Below are 17,091 nucleotides of genomic sequence, written 5' to 3'. Positions count from 1 at the left end.
GGCTCTAAGCGGCATCGCGCACCTGTTCCAACGAACCTTTTGCTGGCGCCAGAATGGTGGTCAGCGCCTGTTCGGCAAAGACCCGTTCGGCGGTCATCCGCGCCTCGAACCACGACAACACGATAGAGGTGGGCATGGCCACGGCCAACCCGACAGCTGTCGTCAGAAGCGCCACCCAGATGCCGCCCGCCAGCAACGACGGGTCCACAGAGGAACCAGCGTTTTGCAGCGCCTGAAAGGCTTCGATCATGCCCAGAACGGTGCCGAACAGACCCATAAGCGGGGCCAGTTGCGCGACACTGTCCAGCAGTCGAAAGCCGCGCTCGAGCGCCAGAAACCGCGCCTCGGACTCGGCCATCAGCCGTGCGGCGCGGTCGGGGCTTGCAGGGGCCGAAATGGCGCGGGCAATCACCGGTGCCAGATAGCTGCGCGAACTGTCCAGATCCTGCACAGCGGCGTCGCGCGCACCGGCATCCCAATGCGCCAGCGCGCGGCGGATCGCAGCGTGTTGCCCCACCCGAGCGGCACGGAACTGCCAGAGTTTATAGAGAACCACAGCCAGTGTCAGAACCGAGACACCCACCAGAACAGCAACTACGGGGCCGCCCAATTCATAAAGGCCCTGAAGCCGTGACAGATCAAACATAATGCTATCCTTGCAATCCGATGTTCAGGCGGCTGGATGTGGCCAGCCCCTTGGCGCAGACGTCCGAGTCTGCCCCCTCAACGGTGCATGTGCCAGCCCCGTTGATCAGCAGCGATCCGATGCGCCCGCAGGCTGTGTCGGCAATCTGGAACTGCCGCACGCGCGGCACGCCCGCAGGCAGGCTACCAAAATCGAACAGCGTCAGCATCATCACACCGCCATCCGCGCCGAACAACACTGTCTCATAGACCGCGCGGTCAATCGGCGCAGTGCCGGTGTTGGTGGCAACAAACGTGATCCGGCAGGCCTCGCCCACCAGATCCGCTGCGTTCAGTTCCAGTGCGACACCGGCGGGGGGCGTGGCTTCTTGAGCTTGGGCCGCCGTGCCAAACAGCACGGCGGCGGCTGTGGCAAGACAGGCGCCTATGTGGCGATATGGCTGCATGGGGTTTCCTTTGCTATTGTCTTAGAACGTTTTGGACAGGGTGACTTTGAACGTCCGCCCAGTTGCGTTTCGTGTGGAAAGTCGCGGCTGATAGGCCTTGTCGAACAGGTTCTCGACGCCAAAGCGCATGTTCGTTCCTTCCAGCATTCCGCTTTGCGGCACATAGGTTGCGCGCAGGTTGTGCACGCCAAAACCGGGCGACACGAAGCCGCCTTCGTCATAGCGTTTGGCCAGTTCCGTCTCCCAGCTCAGGTCCAGTTCTTCACCGAACTTGCGCCCCACCGTCAGGCGCAGATTATCCTGCGGGTTTTGTATCCAGTCGCCCCGAGGCGCAAACACCGAGTTCTTTTTGTAGGCTGTGCCATTGGAGATATGCGCGTTGGCGTCAATGTAATAGCCATTTTCCATCGCATATGCGGCCTCAAGCTCGATGCCCTCGCGGTCTACTGCGGTGACGGTTTCTGTCTCTGGACGGCCCACATAGGTGGTGAGATCGGTCAGATGGTCATTGTAATAGTTGATCTTAAAGGCAAGGCTGTCGCCGCTACGGAACACATCGACCCCGTCATAAGCCACGCCGATTTCATAGCTGCGCCCCTTTTCCGACTGGCCGATGTACACAGAGTCGTCGATGTCGTCGATGATCGGCAGGTTCTCGGTGTAGGCGGCCGAACCGAACACAGCCCAGCCGTTGCCAAACGCATAGCGTGCCGACACGCCGCCCATCAGCGCGTCCTTATCATAGGTCGCGTTGCCGTTGATCGGATCCTGGGTGATGGTCTGGTTTTCATAACGCAGCGCGGGCGTGATCGTCCAACGGTCCCCGATCCGCATTTCATCCACAGCATAGAACGCCAGCGCCTCTTTGGTCCCGCCGGGGGCCGAGCCTGCGGTGGCATCGGTACGCTCACGCTGGATGTATTCGATACCCGTGCGCAGCTGGTGCGCGACAGCGCCGGTGCTGAACAGCGCCTCATTCTTCACACGCAGCGTCGTGGTGCGATAGCGGTTGTCCGCGTCCAGCAGGGGGTTGGGGCCAACGATGGCTTCGCTTTCAACCAACTCGTCCGAATACAGAATCTCGGCGGTGACATTCAGCCAAGAAACGTCACCAGGGTTGTAGTTGTAGCGCAGGGTGGCGACTTCGTTTTCGATATAGCGGTCGACGTTGCCGAAAGCGGCTGTGCCGAACTGGTCATAGGGCACGTCGAACTGTTCCTGCTGGGTCTTGGTATAGCTGAACTCGACAAACTGGTCGTTGCCCGCGCCAAAGGTATAGCGCGCCTTGAGCAGCCCCGAAGGATCGTCAATGTCGCCCGCGTTGGGGTTGATCTGGTTGCCATCCCCATCGGTGCGCACGCCCAACTGACGGCGGCTATAGTTGAACAGCACCTCGAACTGCTCATCAGGCTGCCAAGCCAGCGTAGTCGAAGACGCCAGCCCGTTGCCATTGGTCGAAAACTCCAGCGTCTGCCGCCCGACAAAGCCAAGCTCGCCTCCTGTCAGATCGCTGGCGTCGATGGTTTCCAGCCGCACCACACCGCCAAACACACCCGAGCCGTATTCGAACGACCCGATTGTGCCGCGCAGCACTTCGATCTCGCGGTACAAAAACGGATCCGTATAAAGCTGCGAACCAATGCGATAGAGTTCTTCGCTGCCCTTGGTGGCACCGTCGATCTGCACCAGAACCTTGCCATCGGTGCCATAAGTGCTGTTGGCACCATAGCCACGAATGTTGATGCCCGAACCGGCCGCCGTGGTGCCGTTCACCAGCGTCACACCGGGCACCGTGTCGATCAATTCGGCGATAGTGCCGGCCTGACGGTCTTCGATCTCGGCCTGATCGACGATGGTGACGGGCACGGCGGTGTCAGTTTGCACCGTGCGCTTACCCTCGCCCAGAACAATGGTGCCGAGATAGCCGTCAGCATCGGCGGCGTCCTGGGCAAATGCGCCCGAGGCGGCGCTGATCGCGATCAGCGCGGCGGTAGAGGCAGAAAGCTTTGCCTTGGTGGTTCGGAATGACATGACAGAGAGTCCCTTCGCAATACATGGCGGTGGCCTTAGGCTTGCGAAAGTGCTGGCTTGGCGCTTGATTTTTGACTTTTCGGCAAGTTCAAACTTGTCTCTTGCAGTCCCCTAGTTAACCAGACTAAAACTGTCAAGAATTAAAGGCGGAGGTTTTCATACCCTGTCCAGCCACGTCCCCCGTGCGTCGGGCCGCAGCCAGTTCATCCCATACAAATTGACCAAACCCCGAGGGACATCATGGGCCAGACCACCATACCATCCGCAGATACCATCCGTGCCGCACGAATAGAGCACGCCAATCTGCGTGAACGCGATCTTGCCGACAAACTGGGCATCACCGAGGCACAGCTGATCGCCGCACACACAGGACAGGGCGTCACCCACATCGCGCCACATCCCGACAACATCATGCAGATTGCCAGCCAGTTGGGCGAAGTTATGGCGCTGACGCGCAATATCTCTTGCGTGAACGAAAAGGTCGGCAGCTATGCCAACTACCAATCCGGCGCACATGCCGCGATGGTGCTGAATGACAAGATTGACCTGCGCATGTTCCCTGCGCACTGGCGTCATGCGTTTATGGTGGAAAAAGAAACCGACACGGGGCTGCGTCGCAGTCTGCAAGTGTTTGACGCAGCGGGTGACGCGGTTCACAAGATTTTCCTGCGCGACGACAACCACATTTCCGACTGGGACGCCGCCAAAGCATCGGCCGCCCTGCCCGATCAGCCAACCCATCTGAAACTGGACGAGCGCACCCCCCCCGAAGCCGCCAAACCCAACCCCGAAAAGCTGGAGGTGCTGCAATCGGAATGGTCCAAGATGACCGACACCCACCAATTCATGCGCCTGACGTCAAAGCTGCGGATGAACCGCTTGGGCGCCTACCGCATCGTTGGTGCCCCCTTCGTGCGTCCTCTGGCGACGTCGGCGATTGACCGGATGCTGAACAATGTTCAGGCGGCGGGCATTCAGGTGATGGTCTTTGTCGGCAACCGTGGCTGCATCCAGATCCACACCGGACCCATCGAACAGTTGAAACCGATGGGTCCATGGCAGAATGTGCTGGACCCGGGATTCAACTTGCACCTGCGTCTGGATCACGTTGCAGAAGTTTATGCGGTCGACAAACCCACCCAGCGCGGCAAGGCCGTATCGGTTGAAGCCTTCGACGCGGATGGCGCATTGATCCTTCAGGTCTTTGGCGTGCGTAAAGAAGACTATGACAGCCGCCCCGCATGGCGTGACATCGTGGACAACCTGCCCGCGCTGGAGTTGGAGGCAGCGAAATGAAACGCAGAACCCTGATGCAAGGGCTGGCAAAAACAGCGGTGGCCTGTGCGCTGCCGCTGGCGGCACTGGCCCAAGCCTATGATACCAGCCGCATCGTGACCATCGGCGGAGCGACCACCGAAATCGTCTTTGCCTTGGGTGAAGCTGACCGGTTGGTGGCGCGTGACAGCACTTCTCTTCATCCGCCCGCCGCGCAGGATTTGCCAGATATCGGCTATATGCGCGCCTTGGCCGCCGAAGGCGTGCTGAGCGTTCAGCCCACGCTGATCCTGACCGAACCGGGTGCCGGCCCACCCGAAACCATATCGGTGCTGGAAGCTGCGGCCCTGCCGTTGGTGGTGGTGCCCGCCCCCTACTCTGCCGAAGGGATCCTGACCAAGATCACGGCCATCGGTGACGCGCTGGGGGTGCCTGACAAGGCACAGACGCTGGCCGATCAGGTGCGCGCCGAGCTGGATGATGTGGCGGCACAGGTTGCCAACGATACTGACGCGCCGAAACGGGTTCTATTTGTTCTCAGCACCCAAGGCGGGCGCATCATGGCATCGGGGACAAACACTGCGGCGGATGGGATCATCACGCTTGCGGGCGGGATCAACGCCATCGACCAGTTCGAAGGATACCGCCAACTGACCGCCGAGGCGATTTCGACAGCGGCCCCCGACGTGGTGCTGATGATGGACCGCGAGGGCGATCATTCCAGCACCGCCGAAACGCTGTTCACGATGCCCGAAATGTCCACCACACCTGCCGCCCAAACCGGCGCGCTGGTCAAAATGGACGGGCTGTTGCTGCTGGGCTTTGGTCCACGCACACCGAAAGCGGCACAGGCACTGCATGACGTGTTGCAGGAGCAAAGCTGATGATGGCCAGCGACACCGCCGCCCTGCCCTTTGTTGACAGGCGCAACACTGCGCGGCGCGCCCACATCTGGCTGGGCGCGCTTCTGGTGCTGGTGTCGCTGGCCAGCCTTGCGGTGGGCGCGTCCGGCACATCGCTTTGGGGAGCTTTGATGAAGCTGGCACAAGGCGAGGCCCTGACCCTGACCGAACGGGTGGTCCTGTGGGACATTCGCGCGCCACGTCTGGTCATGGGGATCTGCGTGGGCAGTGCGCTGGCGGTGTCGGGCGCTGTGATGCAAGGATTGTTTCGCAATCCACTGGCCGATCCGGGTATTCTGGGTGTCACTTCCGGCGCGTCTTTGGGGGCAGTGACGATCATCGTTCTGGGTGCAGCCCTGCCTGCAGTGGTGCAAACCACGCTGGGTGCGGGGCTGTTGCCGGTGGCGGCATTTCTGGGCGCGTGGGGGTCGATGTTGCTGCTGTACCGCGTCTCGACCCGCGCGGGGCGCACGTCGGTGGCGACAATGCTGCTGGCAGGGATCGCTTTGGGCGCACTGTTCGCCGCCTTCTCCGGTGTGCTGATTTTTCTGGCCAATGACATGCAACTGCGCGAGTTGACCTTTTGGTCGCTCGGCTCGCTCGCGGGTGCATCATGGCTGAAGCTGAGCGTTGCGGGGCCCGTGATACTGGTGTCCGTCGCCTTGGCCTGCACCTTGGGGCGCGGGCTGAACGCGTTGGCCTTGGGCGAGGCTGCGGCGCACCACATGGGTGTTCCGGTCGAACGGACCAAGGCGGTGGCCATTCTGGCTGTCTCGGCGGCAACCGGCACCGCCGTCGCCATTTCGGGCGGGATCGGTTTTATCGGCATCGTGGTGCCGCATCTGCTGCGGCTGGCCACGGGGCCGGACCATCGCGGATTGCTGGTCAACGCGGGCCTTTTGGGCGCTTCACTGCTGTTGGTGGCGGATATGGTGGCGCGGGTGGTTGTGGCCCCTGCGGAACTGCCCATCGGCATTCTGACCGCCCTGCTGGGATCGCCGGTTTTCTTGTGGATATTGCTGCGCAAACGCGGATTGGTGGACATGTGATGCTGCACGCGAAAGACATCTTTGTAAGCTATGGTGCCCAAAACGTGCTGCACGGGCTGACCCTGACCGCGCAGGCAGGCACTCTGACTGCCATCGTCGGCCCCAACGGGTCGGGTAAAACCACGCTGATGCGCGCGCTGACCGGCGAGGCGGGCTACAAGGGTACCATCACGCTGGGCGACACCGACATCGCCACGGCCAAGCCCTATGATCTGGCCGCCCAGCGCGCGGTGCTGCCACAGGCGACGCCGCTGGCCTTTCCCTTTCAAGCTGTCGAAGTTGTCCGTCTGGGCCTGCGTGGCGGCATCGAAACCGCCGATCATCTGGCGCTGACTGCTTTAGCGCGTGTCGGGCTGGACGGCTATGCCAACCGCTTTTACCAAGAGCTTTCGGGCGGCGAGCAGCAGCGGGTGCAACTGGCCCGCGTACTGTGTCAGGTCTGGCGGCCCGTGGTCGACGGCACCCCGCGCTGGCTGTTTCTGGACGAACCTGTATCCAGCCTTGATATCGGCCACCAACTGACCGTAATGCACATCGCCCGCGATTTCGCCCGAGCGGGCGGCGGCGTGGTGGCAGTGATGCACGATCTGAACCTGAGCGCGATGTTCGCCCATCAGGTCGTGCTGATGCAGGGCGGGCGGATCATCGGCCACGGCACCCCCACCGAGGTACTGACCGACGCGCAGGTGTCGCTCGCCTATGGCTGCGACATCCGCACCAGCAGTGCGCCCACCGACGGCGGCTGGTTCATGTTGCCCCAATCGGCTGGCGGTGCAGATGCGGCACCGACAAAGCGGTCTGCATAAAGGGTCTGATGGTGGCGCGCCGCGCGTGGCATCCGGATACGCAAGCCGGTTGAAACCGGATTATGGCAAAGATTTATTCACACTTCGCTGTCAGCGTGGCCATGCGGCCCGTTTGGAGAAACGCATTTGAAGCTGTTGATTTTTGGCCTGCTCAGCTTGATCGCAGCGCCCGCCCTTGCCGAGGGATTTTGGGAATACGGATCGTGGCGCGTGATCATGGAAGAAGCCGACACCGGCGAGGATCTGCGCCGGACATGCGGCGCGGTCACCGGCGGTGACGGAGAGCCAAGTGTGGTCATCTCAGCCAGCAACGGCGATGCGGGTCCGCCCGCCGTGTTTCCCGGCGTCTTTGTCCATGAACACGTCCCCAGAGGGCACAACACCGTGCTACAGGACAGGTAAGGCGCCTATATCCGCTTCGACAACGAGGACGTGATGGACGGCGTCGTTACGGGATATGTGAACGAAGATGGCTTTGAGCACGCGCAAAGCCAATGGGTGCTGCGCGCGATGCGTGCAAACGCGCAGTTCGATGTGGTCGTGGATGGCAAGGTGTTCCTTCACGTCTATCTGGACGGGTTCACCGCCGCCTGACTAAAAATGGTAGAACAATGCGGATTTACCGGCACGGGTGTCACCGACTAGGTAATTGAAGCGAAATCGACCCTGCCCGCCCCCCCCTGCGCATTCCCGCACAGGGACCGCATGCCGCACCCCTGCGGCACAGATGTCGCATTTTCTTTACCACTGCGGGCTGAAACCCTAGGTTAACGCCTGACGGCACAGCAAAACAGTAGGGCAGACCCATGTTTGATGGACTGACAGCCGAAACGCTTGCGCGGATGCAATTTGCATTCACGGTTTCGTTCCATATCATTTTTCCGGCCTTTTCGATTGGACTGGCCAGCTATCTGGCGGTGCTGAACGGCCTGTGGCTGCGCACCAGAGACCGGACCTATCTGCATCTGTTCGACTACTGGAAAAAAATCTTTGCCGTGGCATTCGGCATGGGCGTCGTCTCGGGAATCGTCATGTCCTATCAGTTCGGCACCAACTGGGCGGTGTTCTCGGACAAGACCGGGCCGGTGCTGGGGCCGCTTATGGCCTATGAGGTGCTCTCGGCATTCTTCCTCGAAGCGGGTTTTCTGGGCATCATGCTGTTTGGCCGCAAACGGGTGGGCAACAGCCTGCATATGCTCGCAACCGGTATGGTGGCCTTTGGCACGCTGATTTCGGCCACATGGATTTTGTCTGTGAACTCGTGGATGCAGACACCCGCAGGCTTTGCCATGAACGATCTGGGGCAATTCGTGCCCGAGGACTGGTGGCAAATCGTCTTTAACCCCTCGTTCCCCTATCGCCTGGTGCATATGGTGCTGGCGGCATTTCTGACCACGGCGCTGGTTGTGGGGGCCACGGGTGCCCTGCATCTGCTGCGCGACCGTCAGGACAAAGCCGCACGGCGCATGTTCTCGATGGCGATGTGGATGCTGACACTGGTTGCACCCTTGCAAATCTTTGCAGGTGACGCCCACGGGCTGAACACGCTGGAACACCAGCCAGCCAAGGTGATGGCGATGGAAGGCCACTATGACAGCCACCCCGAAGGCGCACCGCTGATCCTGTTCGGCATTCCCAATGCTGCGGAAAAGCGCATTGATTACGCCGTTGAAATCCCAAAACTTTCCAGCCTGATCCTGAAACACGACCTGAACGCACCGCTGGATGGTCTGGATACAATCCCGGACGAGGACGAACCGCCCGTGTGGATCGTGTTCTGGAGCTTTCGCGTGATGGTCGCCTTGGGCTTTGCCATGTTGGGACTGGGCATATGGAGCCTGTGGCGGCGGGTGCGCGGGCGTCTTTATGACGCGCCGTGGCTGCACCGCGCAGCGGTCGCAATGGGGCCTGCGGGCTTTGTGGCCGTGCTGGCGGGCTGGATCACCACCGAAGTCGGCCGCCAACCCTTTACCGTTTACGGGCTTCTGCGCACCTCCGACAGTCTGTCACCTGTCGACGCGCCTGCGGTCGCGACTTCTCTGGTGGCCTTTATCATGGTCTATTTCTTCATCTTCGGAGCGGGCACATTGTACCTGCTGGCGATGATGAACAAGGGCGTCAATGTGGTGAACCACGACCTGCAAAGCGGCCCGATCCGCACCGCAGGCCTTACGCCCTCGCAACAGGCGGACGACGAAATAGAGACACAGAAGGACGAAACCAATGTTTGAGCTGTCTTTCATCTGGGCGGGCATCATCGCCTTTGCGGTATTGGTCTATGTCATCCTCGACGGCTTTGACCTTGGAGTTGGTATCCTGTTTCCCTTCGCGCGGTCGGAACGGGACCGCGCAACCATGATGAATTCGATCGCCCCGATCTGGGACGGCAACGAAACATGGCTGGTGCTGGGCGGTGGCGGGCTGTTTGCGGTGTTTCCGCTGGCCTATGCGATCGTGATGCCAGCCCTTTACATGCCGATCATCCTGATGCTGCTGGCGCTGATCTTTCGCGGTGTGGCGTTTGAATACCGCTGGCGTGGCGAGCGGTGGAAACACATCTGGGATCACGCCTTCTTTGGCGGCTCGATTGTCGCCGCGTTCACACAGGGCATCGCATTGGGCGCATTGGTTCAAGGCATCGAAGTCGAAGGCCGCGCCTATTCCGGCGCATGGTGGGACTGGCTGACCATGTTCTCGCTGCTGACTGGCGCGGCGGTTGTGGTGGGCTATGCGTTGCTGGGCGCGTGCTGGCTGAACATGAAAACCATTGGCGACCTGCAAGTGCAAATGCGCGGCTATGCCAAACCGTTGGCGGCGGCCACGCTGGGCTTTATCGGGCTGGCCAGCCTGCTGACCCCCTTTCAGGACGTCGAGTATTTCCACCGCTGGTTCGACATGCCGGGCGTGCTGTTCAGCGTGATTGTGCCCGCAGCCCTTCTGGCTTGCGCATGGGCGCTGTTCACCGGTCTGCGCGATGCAAAGGATGTGCAACCGTTTCTGGCCGCGCTGGGGCTGTTCGTACTGTGCTTTGTCGGTATCGGCATCAGCTTTTACCCCAACATCGTCCCCCCCAACCTGACAATCGCAGAAGCGGCAGCCCCCGATTCCAGCCTGTGGTTCGCACTGGTGGGCACTGTGGTTCTGGTGCCGCTGATCCTGATCTATACCGCCTATGCCTATTGGGTGTTCCGCGGCAAGGTCGATCCCGACGAAGGCTATCACTGATGCCGCCCCGCCTGCGTCGCATCGCATGGTTTATCGTCATCTGGCTGGCCAGCGTCGCGGCGCTGACGGTGGTGGCGATGCTGATACGGTCGGTGATCTAGCCGCACTTTTACGCAAACTTCTATCCGCTAGCGGTACGACCGATGGTCAGAACCGCATCCGGCAGTTGCGCCTGAAACGGATCAATTTGCTAGTTTCGACTGGGTAAAACACGCCGAACCACCCCCAATCACCGGATTGCGAACACAGAAGGCCTGTCAGAGCGCACCAACCGCGCTATAATATTGAGCAAGCTGATGCTCTTGCCCGCCCGATAAAAGTGTCAGAGCATGTGCCCCGAATTTGGAGTGCCCAACCGGCCATGTCGACTGACACAATTGCACAGACCGCGCCCGCTGCTGCGGCGATCGAGGATTTGATTGCCTGCCCGCATTGCGATGCGCTTTATCTGGCGCAGATGCCGCAACATGGCGGGCGGGCGATCTGCACCTTTTGCCACACGGTCCTGATTGCCCCGCGCCGAAAGGCGGGCAAAAAGATGATCGCGCTGACACTGTCGGTGATGATCCTTGTGGTAGCGGCCCTGTTTTTTCCGTTTCTCGACATCAATGCCAGCGGCTTTGGAAATTCGACCTCGATCCTTGATGCGGCGTCAAGCTTTCGGTCGGGTTACATGGTCTTTCTGTCATTTCTGGTGGCGTCTGCGATCATCTTTGTGCCGCTGTTGCGCACCGTACTGATCCTCTATGTGCTGGTGCCCGTCGTGCGCGACCGCCCCGCCCTGCCCCATGCCCGACGCGCATTTCGCTGGTCGCAGGAACTCAAACCCTGGGCTATGGCCGAAATTTTTGCCATCGGCTGCGCCGTGGCGCTGGTCAAGGTTCAATCTCTTGCGCATATCGGCTTTGGCCCCGCGTTCTGGATGTTTGCCGTTTTGGTCATCCTTGTTCTTATTAACGATAACTACTTGTGTACGTGGTCTGTATGGAAATCGCTCGAGTTGGAAGAAGACTGACGGCGCGCGAAGCAGGCCTTGTGGCCTGCCGCCGCTGCGCGCGGGTCTGGCCGATGGGTCAGGCGCGCTGCGAGCGTTGTGGCAGCCGCCTTGTTTCGCGCGACACCAAGAGCCTGCAAAAGGTCTGGGCGTGGTGGATTGCGGGGCTGATCGCCTATATTCCTGCCAATATCTATCCGATGCTCAAGACCAACACGCTGGTCTCGCACACCGAAAACACCATTGTCGGCGGCGCGGTCGACCTTGCCCGTCACGGCAGCTATGGTGTGGCGGCAATCATCCTGATCGCAAGTGTTCTGATACCAGTGGGCAAATTTCTGGCCATCGCTTTTCTGGCCATCACGGCACAGCGTGGCACCCAAGTGACGCCGCGCGCGCGGACACATATGTACGAGATCGTCGAATTCATCGGGCGCTGGTCGATGATCGACGTCTTCGTGGTGGCGATCCTGTCGTCTCTTGTTCAGCTATCTGTCGTAGCCTCGATCCGTCCGGGCCCAGCGGCGATGACCTTTGCATTGTCTGTCATTTGCACCATGCTCTCAGCCCAAGCTTTTGATCCCCGACTGATTTGGGACGCCATGCGCCGCAACCAACCCCGAAAGACCCCCTGATCCATGTCCGACCCGACCCCACAGACCCCCGACACCGTTCCCATCCATGAGGGCAAACCCGCCTTCTGGGAACGGATTTCGTTGATCTGGCTGATCCCTGTCATGGCGCTGGTTGTCGCGCTGGGGGCTGCGTGGAACAATTACAACAGTCAGGGTCCGCTGATCGCCATCAGCTTCGAGAATGCCGCGGGCGTCAAGGCGGGCGAAACCGAATTGCGGTATCGCGACATCCGCGTGGGCTTGGTCGAAACGGTGGGATTCAGCGACGACCTGAAACAGGTGCGTGTCGGCGTTCGCATTGCCAAGGAGATGACCGATTTTGTGGACGCGGAATCGGTGTTCTGGGTCGTGCGCCCCGAGGTCACGGCACAGGGAGTGACGGGCCTCGATACGGTGCTGTCGGGTGTTTATATCCAAGGGTCATGGGATGGCACACCCGGCGGGTTTCAAACCGAATTCAAGGGTCTTTCAACAGAACCGCTGCTGGGCATGGACAACGAAGGCATCACATTCACCCTGCGCTCGGCCGACAGCCTGCCCACGGCAGACACGCCCATCCTGTACAAAGGGTTGCAGGTGGGTCAGGTCGCCACTGCCGAGATCAACGCCGACGGGACAGGGGTGACGGCCTCGGCTGTGATCTATGAACCCTATACCACGCTGGTTTCCAGCGGGACGCGCTTTTGGGATGTGTCAGGCTTTTCCTTCACGCTGGGCACGGCCGGTGCGCAGCTGAACTTTGACAGCTTCGCCTCGCTTATCTCGGGTGGGATCACCTTCGAGACCATGGGCTCGGGCGGCAAGGGACTGTCGGAAAACGCGGTCTTTGAACTGTTCGCCAGCGAAGAAGCCGCGCGCAACGATTTCCTTGTCGACGGCGACGGCGAAAGCGCAAGTGTGCCACTGACGATGATCTTTGAAGAAAACCTGCCCGGCCTCAGTTCCGGGGCACCGGTCGAAATGGGCGGGCTGCGCGTGGGCGAAGTGGTGTCACTTACGGGGCTGGTTGATACGGAACGCTTTGGCGACGACAACGTGCGGCTGCTGACCACGATGCACATCAACCCCAGCCGGATCGGGCTGGGTGAAGACGCGGGAAGCGCCGAGTTGTTTGACTTCCTCGCACGGCGCGTCGAGGGGGGGATGCGCGGGCAGCTGACCAATGCCTCATTGCTCACAGGCTCATTGAAAATCCGTCTGATCGACGTGGCAGATGCACCCGAAGGCACACTTGACCGGACGGCTGACCCCTATCCCATCGTGCCCACGACCGAGGCGGCCATCACCGATGTCGCGACCTCGGCGCAGGGCGTGCTGCAACGGGTCAACGATCTGCCCGTCGAAGAGGTCATGCAATCGGCCATCAGCTTCCTTGACAACGCCACGGCTCTTGTCGGTTCGCAAGCGCTGCAAGAGGCCCCCGAAGAACTGCGCGGCATCCTGACTGCGACACGCGGTGTGGTAGAAAGTGACGATGTTCAGGCAATGCCGGGTCAGGTCGCGGGCGTGTTGAAAGACCTTGAACAGATTTCGGCCAAGCTGAACACAATCGTCACCAAGATCGAGCGCGAAGGCGTGGTCGACCAGTTGATCGGCGCCATCGCCAGCGTCGAGACAGCGGCCAACAGTCTGCCCGAAATCGTAGATCAGGCCAGCGCCATTCTGGATGACGCGGGCGAAGTGTCACTGAAGACGCTGGCAGACCGCACGTCAGCCCTGCTGGCATCGGCGGATGCACTGGTCAACCAACCCTCGACCCGCGCCCTGCCGCAAGAACTGAACGACGCGCTAGAGCAGTTGACCCTGACGCTGGAAGAGTTGCGCGAGGGCGGTCTTGTGGACAGTGCCAACGCCACACTTGCCTCCACACGTGATGCGGCCTCGGCGGTGGAAGAGGCCACCAAACTGCTGCCGGACATTGCAACACAGCTGCGCAACGTGGCCAATCAGGCTGGCGCCACTCTCAGCAACTACGGACGCGAATCAGCATTCTCGCGCGAAACCAGTGCGGCGCTGCGCCAGATCGAGGCGGCTGCCTCGGCCATCGAACGACTGGCGCGTGCCATCGAACGCAATCCAAACTCGCTTATTCTGGGACGGTAATACTATGATGACGATCAAAACTGGCAAAATCTCTGCGCTTTGCTTTGTGACACTGTTGGCGGCTTGCGCATCTGAAGTGCGGGTTGCGGCCCCCCAGACCGCACCGGAAACCCGCATCGCATCACGCTATTCCAGCCTTGAGGTGACCGAAGTCACCCTGCCCAGCTACGCCGCCGCCGAAGACATCTATTTCCGCGCCGCCGATGGCGCGATCTCTCCGACAGGGACACTTTGGGCCGATCTGCCCTCCCGTTCGATCACCTTGCAACTGGCGCGCGATCTGGGGGCGATCACCGGTGTGACCGTTGCGCCTGATCCGTGGCCCTTCCGCGCCTTTCCCGCCGCCAAGGTGGACGTGCGCATCGAAGAATTGCTGGCCACTGCCGAGGGCACTTTCCGGCTGTCAGGTCAGTTTTTCATTGCCCCCGAAGCAGATGGGCGCGCCACCGCAGGAGCCTTTGCCATCGAAGAACCAATTGTGGGCAAGCCGACCGAAGCAGCTGCAATCGCCGCCGCACGTGGACGGGCCGTGTCCAAACTGGCCGAAACAATCGCACAGGGCGGCCTTTGATCGGGTCAGGGCGGGGCGGTGACGCACCTTCGGGATGGGGCAGCGTGCACCCCATCCCGTTATTGCTTATTGCGTCAGCCGCGCGGTGATCTGACCGAACAGTTCCGCGTTTTCTTGATCGCGGCCGACCGGTTCTGCCGTATAGCTGATCTTGACAATGACCGTGTTGTTGGTCGGATCAACGCGAATGAACTGGTGGTGAAGCCCCAGCGCCATATAAACATCCGTGCCGGTCTCGGTCCACCATTGGTACTGATAGCCCACAGGTGAGCCGGGCTCGGTCGGCTCATAGCCTTCGTCGGGCACTGTGGCCTCGGTCACCCAGTCTTCGGGCAAAACCTGTGTGCCGTTGGCTATGCCGCCATTCAGGAACATCAGGCCAAATCGCGCGTGGTCACGCGCTGTCACAGCCAGACCCGCGCCATAAAACTCGCGGCCTACGTCTTCCGGTCCGTCCATGATCCAGTAGGCATCGCTTTGCGTTCCAAGCGGCTGCCACAGTTTTTCAGACATATAATCCGCGCCGTTACGGCCGGTCACACGTTCAACGATGCAGCCCAGAACGCTGGTGTCCAACGTTGCATAGTTGAACTTTTCGTCGGGCGCCGATGCCCCCTTTTCCGACTCGTTGGCTGCGTAATCGCACCAGCGATAGCGATAGGCGACCAGCGCGTTGTCGTGCACCTTGGTCAGTTGGGTTTCGCTTCCGAATTCATAGCGCTCTTCCCACGCGACACCCGATCGCATCCGCAGCAGATCTCGGATCGTGGCGCCGTCATATCCGCTATCGACCATCTCGGGCAGATATTTGGTGACCAGATCGTCAAGATCGTCAATCAGACCGTCATTCAGCGCCAGACCGATCAACGTCGAGGTATAGGATTTCGCCACCGAAAAGGTCAGAAACTGCGTGTTCTGCCCGCTGCCGTTGCGGTATCTTTCGAAAACGATCGCGCCGTCCTTGATGACAAGAAGTGCGTTGGTGCTGGTTTTTTCCAGCGCCCCTTCCAGATCCAATGTCTCGCCCAGAATCGTATAGGCACCCTCGAGCGACACAGGTTTCTCTGGCAACTCCCATGTTTTGTCGCCCGCAGCGACGGTGCGCGTGGCGAACATCTGGTCCATGTGTTGAAACGTCATGAAATTCAGTTGCGGCGAAAACATATGCGCGCGCGCTGTGATCATCGTGGGCGTCAGCCAGCGATTGGTGTTCTCTTCGGCCGTGGCAGCGCCCGCCAGTCCGACGGCAACGCCAAGGGCTGCGGCGGTGGCAAAACTTGATTTATGTGTCATCTCTTCACCTTGATTTTCTGGGAATATACTGGCCGGTTCCCGTCGGAGCCGACCAATGATCGGATCGGGGTTACTTTTGTATTTCAGTCCAAATACGGGTATAGAGTTCCTGCGTTTCAGGCGCGCACAGCTTGGTGAAATGTCCCGCCGAAACCAGATCGTCGGGTATGACCAACTCGGGTGCACCAATCAGATCAGGGTCCATGAACTCTTCCGAACCGAGAATACCGTTGGAGTAGCGGGCAAAATTCGAAATCAACGCTGCGTTTTCAGGGGCCATGATAAAGTTCTGGTACAGACGCGCATTCTCGGGGTTGCGCGCATCGGCCAGAACCGCAACCACATCCTGCCAGACCGGATAGCCCTCTTTGGGATAGCCATAGGCGAATTTGTCATTGTCGGTGCGGATGCGCATAGATGCACCATTCCAGAAGATCGACCCGAGGATGTCTTCGTTGATGAACTTCTCGAAGGCCGGATAATCAATGCCGATCCAGTCTTTCTTGGCTTGTGTCATGCCGTCGCGCACCTTGCGCAGCAGGTCCAGATCCTCGGTGCATTGTTCGCCACCATAATAGAAAATGGCAATGTTCATCACGTCCTGCATTTCGGGGACAACATTGATCTGCCCCTTGAGCGCGCCGGGCGTGTCAAAGATGACCGACGAGGTGTTGATGTCGCCATCATAGGTGCCGGTGTGAACCAGAATACCGGTGGTGCCCCATTGGTACGGCACGGTATAGCGACGGCCCGGATCCCAGTCGACATCCACCCACTGCGGGTCGACGTTGGCAAAATTCTCCATCTGGTCGGGGCGGGATTCCTCAATCAGCCCTTCGCTGATCCAAAGCGGCACAAAGCTGTGCGTCGGCACAACCACGTCGAAACCGTGACCACCCGCCTTAACCTTGGCCATCGCCGCGTCGCTGCTGTCATATTCGGTGACCGTAACCTTGACATCATAGGCCAGCTCGAACTTTTCAATCAGATATGGCGGCGTGTAGTTGCCCCAGCTAAAGATGTTCAATTCACCTTCGGCCAATGCCGTTGTGGTGGTCAGTGCCAATGCCGCCACACTGGCCTTGAGAAGTGTTCCGTAGGTCATTTTCGTATCCT

General features: G+C 60.2%; 18 protein-coding genes. 13 read left to right on the top strand and 5 right to left on the bottom strand.

Annotation, left to right across the window (positions count from 1 at the left end; all coding sequences use genetic code 11):
- Positions 1 to 4: 4 nt before the first annotated feature.
- From SULPSESMR1_RS04540 to SULPSESMR1_RS04530, 3 genes are read right to left on the bottom strand one after another with little or no spacing between them, the layout of a single operon-like run.
- Positions 5 to 646, bottom strand: a complete 642-nt coding sequence (locus SULPSESMR1_RS04540; RefSeq protein ID WP_089419745.1) for a MotA/TolQ/ExbB proton channel family protein — start codon at positions 644 to 646, stop codon at positions 5 to 7.
- A gap of 4 nt (positions 647 to 650) precedes the next feature.
- Positions 651 to 1,091, bottom strand: coding sequence for a hypothetical protein (locus SULPSESMR1_RS04535; RefSeq protein ID WP_089419744.1), 441 nt, complete (start codon positions 1,089 to 1,091; stop codon positions 651 to 653).
- Positions 1,092 to 1,112: 21 nt separating this feature from the next.
- On the bottom strand, positions 1,113 to 3,122 hold the full coding sequence (locus tag SULPSESMR1_RS04530) for a TonB-dependent receptor domain-containing protein (RefSeq protein ID WP_089419743.1): 2,010 nt from the start codon (positions 3,120 to 3,122) through the stop codon (positions 1,113 to 1,115).
- 240 nt (positions 3,123 to 3,362) lie between these two features.
- Between SULPSESMR1_RS04530 and SULPSESMR1_RS04525 the strand changes: the two genes are divergently transcribed.
- From SULPSESMR1_RS04525 to SULPSESMR1_RS04470, 13 genes are all read left to right on the top strand, one after another.
- Positions 3,363 to 4,418, top strand: a complete 1,056-nt coding sequence (locus SULPSESMR1_RS04525) for a hemin-degrading factor (protein ID WP_089419742.1) — start codon at positions 3,363 to 3,365, stop codon at positions 4,416 to 4,418.
- Positions 4,415 to 5,281: a heme/hemin ABC transporter substrate-binding protein gene (locus tag SULPSESMR1_RS04520; protein WP_240311263.1), complete on the top strand. Its 867-nt coding sequence runs from the start codon at positions 4,415 to 4,417 to the stop codon at positions 5,279 to 5,281. The genes SULPSESMR1_RS04525 and SULPSESMR1_RS04520 overlap by 4 nt, the downstream gene beginning before the upstream one ends.
- On the top strand, positions 5,281 to 6,348 hold the full coding sequence (locus SULPSESMR1_RS04515; RefSeq protein ID WP_089419741.1) for a FecCD family ABC transporter permease: 1,068 nt from the start codon (positions 5,281 to 5,283) through the stop codon (positions 6,346 to 6,348). The genes SULPSESMR1_RS04520 and SULPSESMR1_RS04515 overlap by 1 nt, the downstream gene beginning before the upstream one ends.
- Complete coding sequence (locus tag SULPSESMR1_RS04510) at positions 6,348 to 7,154, top strand: heme ABC transporter ATP-binding protein (protein WP_089419740.1); 807 nt, start codon at positions 6,348 to 6,350, stop codon at positions 7,152 to 7,154. The genes SULPSESMR1_RS04515 and SULPSESMR1_RS04510 overlap by 1 nt, the downstream gene beginning before the upstream one ends.
- Before the next feature lie 126 nt (positions 7,155 to 7,280).
- Entirely contained in the window at positions 7,281 to 7,556 is a 276-nt protein-coding gene (locus SULPSESMR1_RS04505) for a hypothetical protein (protein WP_089419739.1), read from the top strand.
- Positions 7,557 to 7,589: 33 nt separating this feature from the next.
- The gene (locus SULPSESMR1_RS24910) at positions 7,590 to 7,748 is read left to right on the top strand and encodes a hypothetical protein (protein WP_157728965.1); all 159 of its coding nucleotides are present in this window, start codon (positions 7,590 to 7,592) and stop codon (positions 7,746 to 7,748) included.
- A 212-nt stretch (positions 7,749 to 7,960) separates the two neighbouring features.
- On the top strand, positions 7,961 to 9,385 hold the full coding sequence (locus SULPSESMR1_RS04500) for a cytochrome ubiquinol oxidase subunit I (RefSeq protein ID WP_089419738.1): 1,425 nt from the start codon (positions 7,961 to 7,963) through the stop codon (positions 9,383 to 9,385).
- Positions 9,378 to 10,379: a cytochrome d ubiquinol oxidase subunit II gene (cydB, locus tag SULPSESMR1_RS04495; RefSeq protein WP_089419737.1), complete on the top strand. Its 1,002-nt coding sequence runs from the start codon at positions 9,378 to 9,380 to the stop codon at positions 10,377 to 10,379. Before SULPSESMR1_RS04500 ends, cydB begins: the two co-directional genes overlap by 8 nt.
- Entirely contained in the window at positions 10,379 to 10,480 is a 102-nt protein-coding gene (locus SULPSESMR1_RS04490; RefSeq protein WP_089419736.1) for a DUF2474 family protein, read from the top strand. The genes cydB and SULPSESMR1_RS04490 overlap by 1 nt, the downstream gene beginning before the upstream one ends.
- Positions 10,481 to 10,740: 260 nt before the next feature.
- Positions 10,741 to 11,394: a paraquat-inducible protein A gene (locus tag SULPSESMR1_RS04485; protein ID WP_089419735.1), complete on the top strand. Its 654-nt coding sequence runs from the start codon at positions 10,741 to 10,743 to the stop codon at positions 11,392 to 11,394.
- On the top strand, positions 11,364 to 12,008 hold the full coding sequence (locus SULPSESMR1_RS04480; RefSeq protein ID WP_089419734.1) for a paraquat-inducible protein A: 645 nt from the start codon (positions 11,364 to 11,366) through the stop codon (positions 12,006 to 12,008). Before SULPSESMR1_RS04485 ends, SULPSESMR1_RS04480 begins: the two co-directional genes overlap by 31 nt.
- A 3-nt stretch (positions 12,009 to 12,011) precedes the next feature.
- Complete coding sequence (locus tag SULPSESMR1_RS04475; protein WP_089419733.1) at positions 12,012 to 14,111, top strand: MlaD family protein; 2,100 nt, start codon at positions 12,012 to 12,014, stop codon at positions 14,109 to 14,111.
- A gap of 4 nt (positions 14,112 to 14,115) precedes the next feature.
- Positions 14,116 to 14,682, top strand: a complete 567-nt coding sequence (locus SULPSESMR1_RS04470) for a PqiC family protein (protein WP_240311264.1) — start codon at positions 14,116 to 14,118, stop codon at positions 14,680 to 14,682.
- A 66-nt stretch (positions 14,683 to 14,748) separates the two neighbouring features.
- Here SULPSESMR1_RS04470 and SULPSESMR1_RS04465 read toward each other — a convergent pair whose 3' ends face one another.
- Together SULPSESMR1_RS04465 and SULPSESMR1_RS04460 are read right to left on the bottom strand one after the other, a co-directional pair.
- Positions 14,749 to 15,975 (bottom strand): serine hydrolase domain-containing protein, encoded by a 1,227-nt coding sequence (locus tag SULPSESMR1_RS04465; RefSeq protein WP_089419732.1) that lies wholly within the window; start codon positions 15,973 to 15,975, stop codon positions 14,749 to 14,751.
- Between the two features lie 70 nt (positions 15,976 to 16,045).
- Entirely contained in the window at positions 16,046 to 17,080 is a 1,035-nt protein-coding gene (locus tag SULPSESMR1_RS04460; RefSeq protein ID WP_089419731.1) for an extracellular solute-binding protein, read from the bottom strand.
- Between the last annotated feature and the right edge of the window lie 11 nt (positions 17,081 to 17,091).

It is taken from the genome of Pseudosulfitobacter pseudonitzschiae (assembly GCF_002222635.1).
Lineage (GTDB): Bacteria > Pseudomonadota > Alphaproteobacteria > Rhodobacterales > Rhodobacteraceae > Pseudosulfitobacter > Pseudosulfitobacter pseudonitzschiae_A.
Note: the sequence above shows the minus strand (reverse complement) of the source record. Positions and strands in the feature narration are given on the sequence as shown.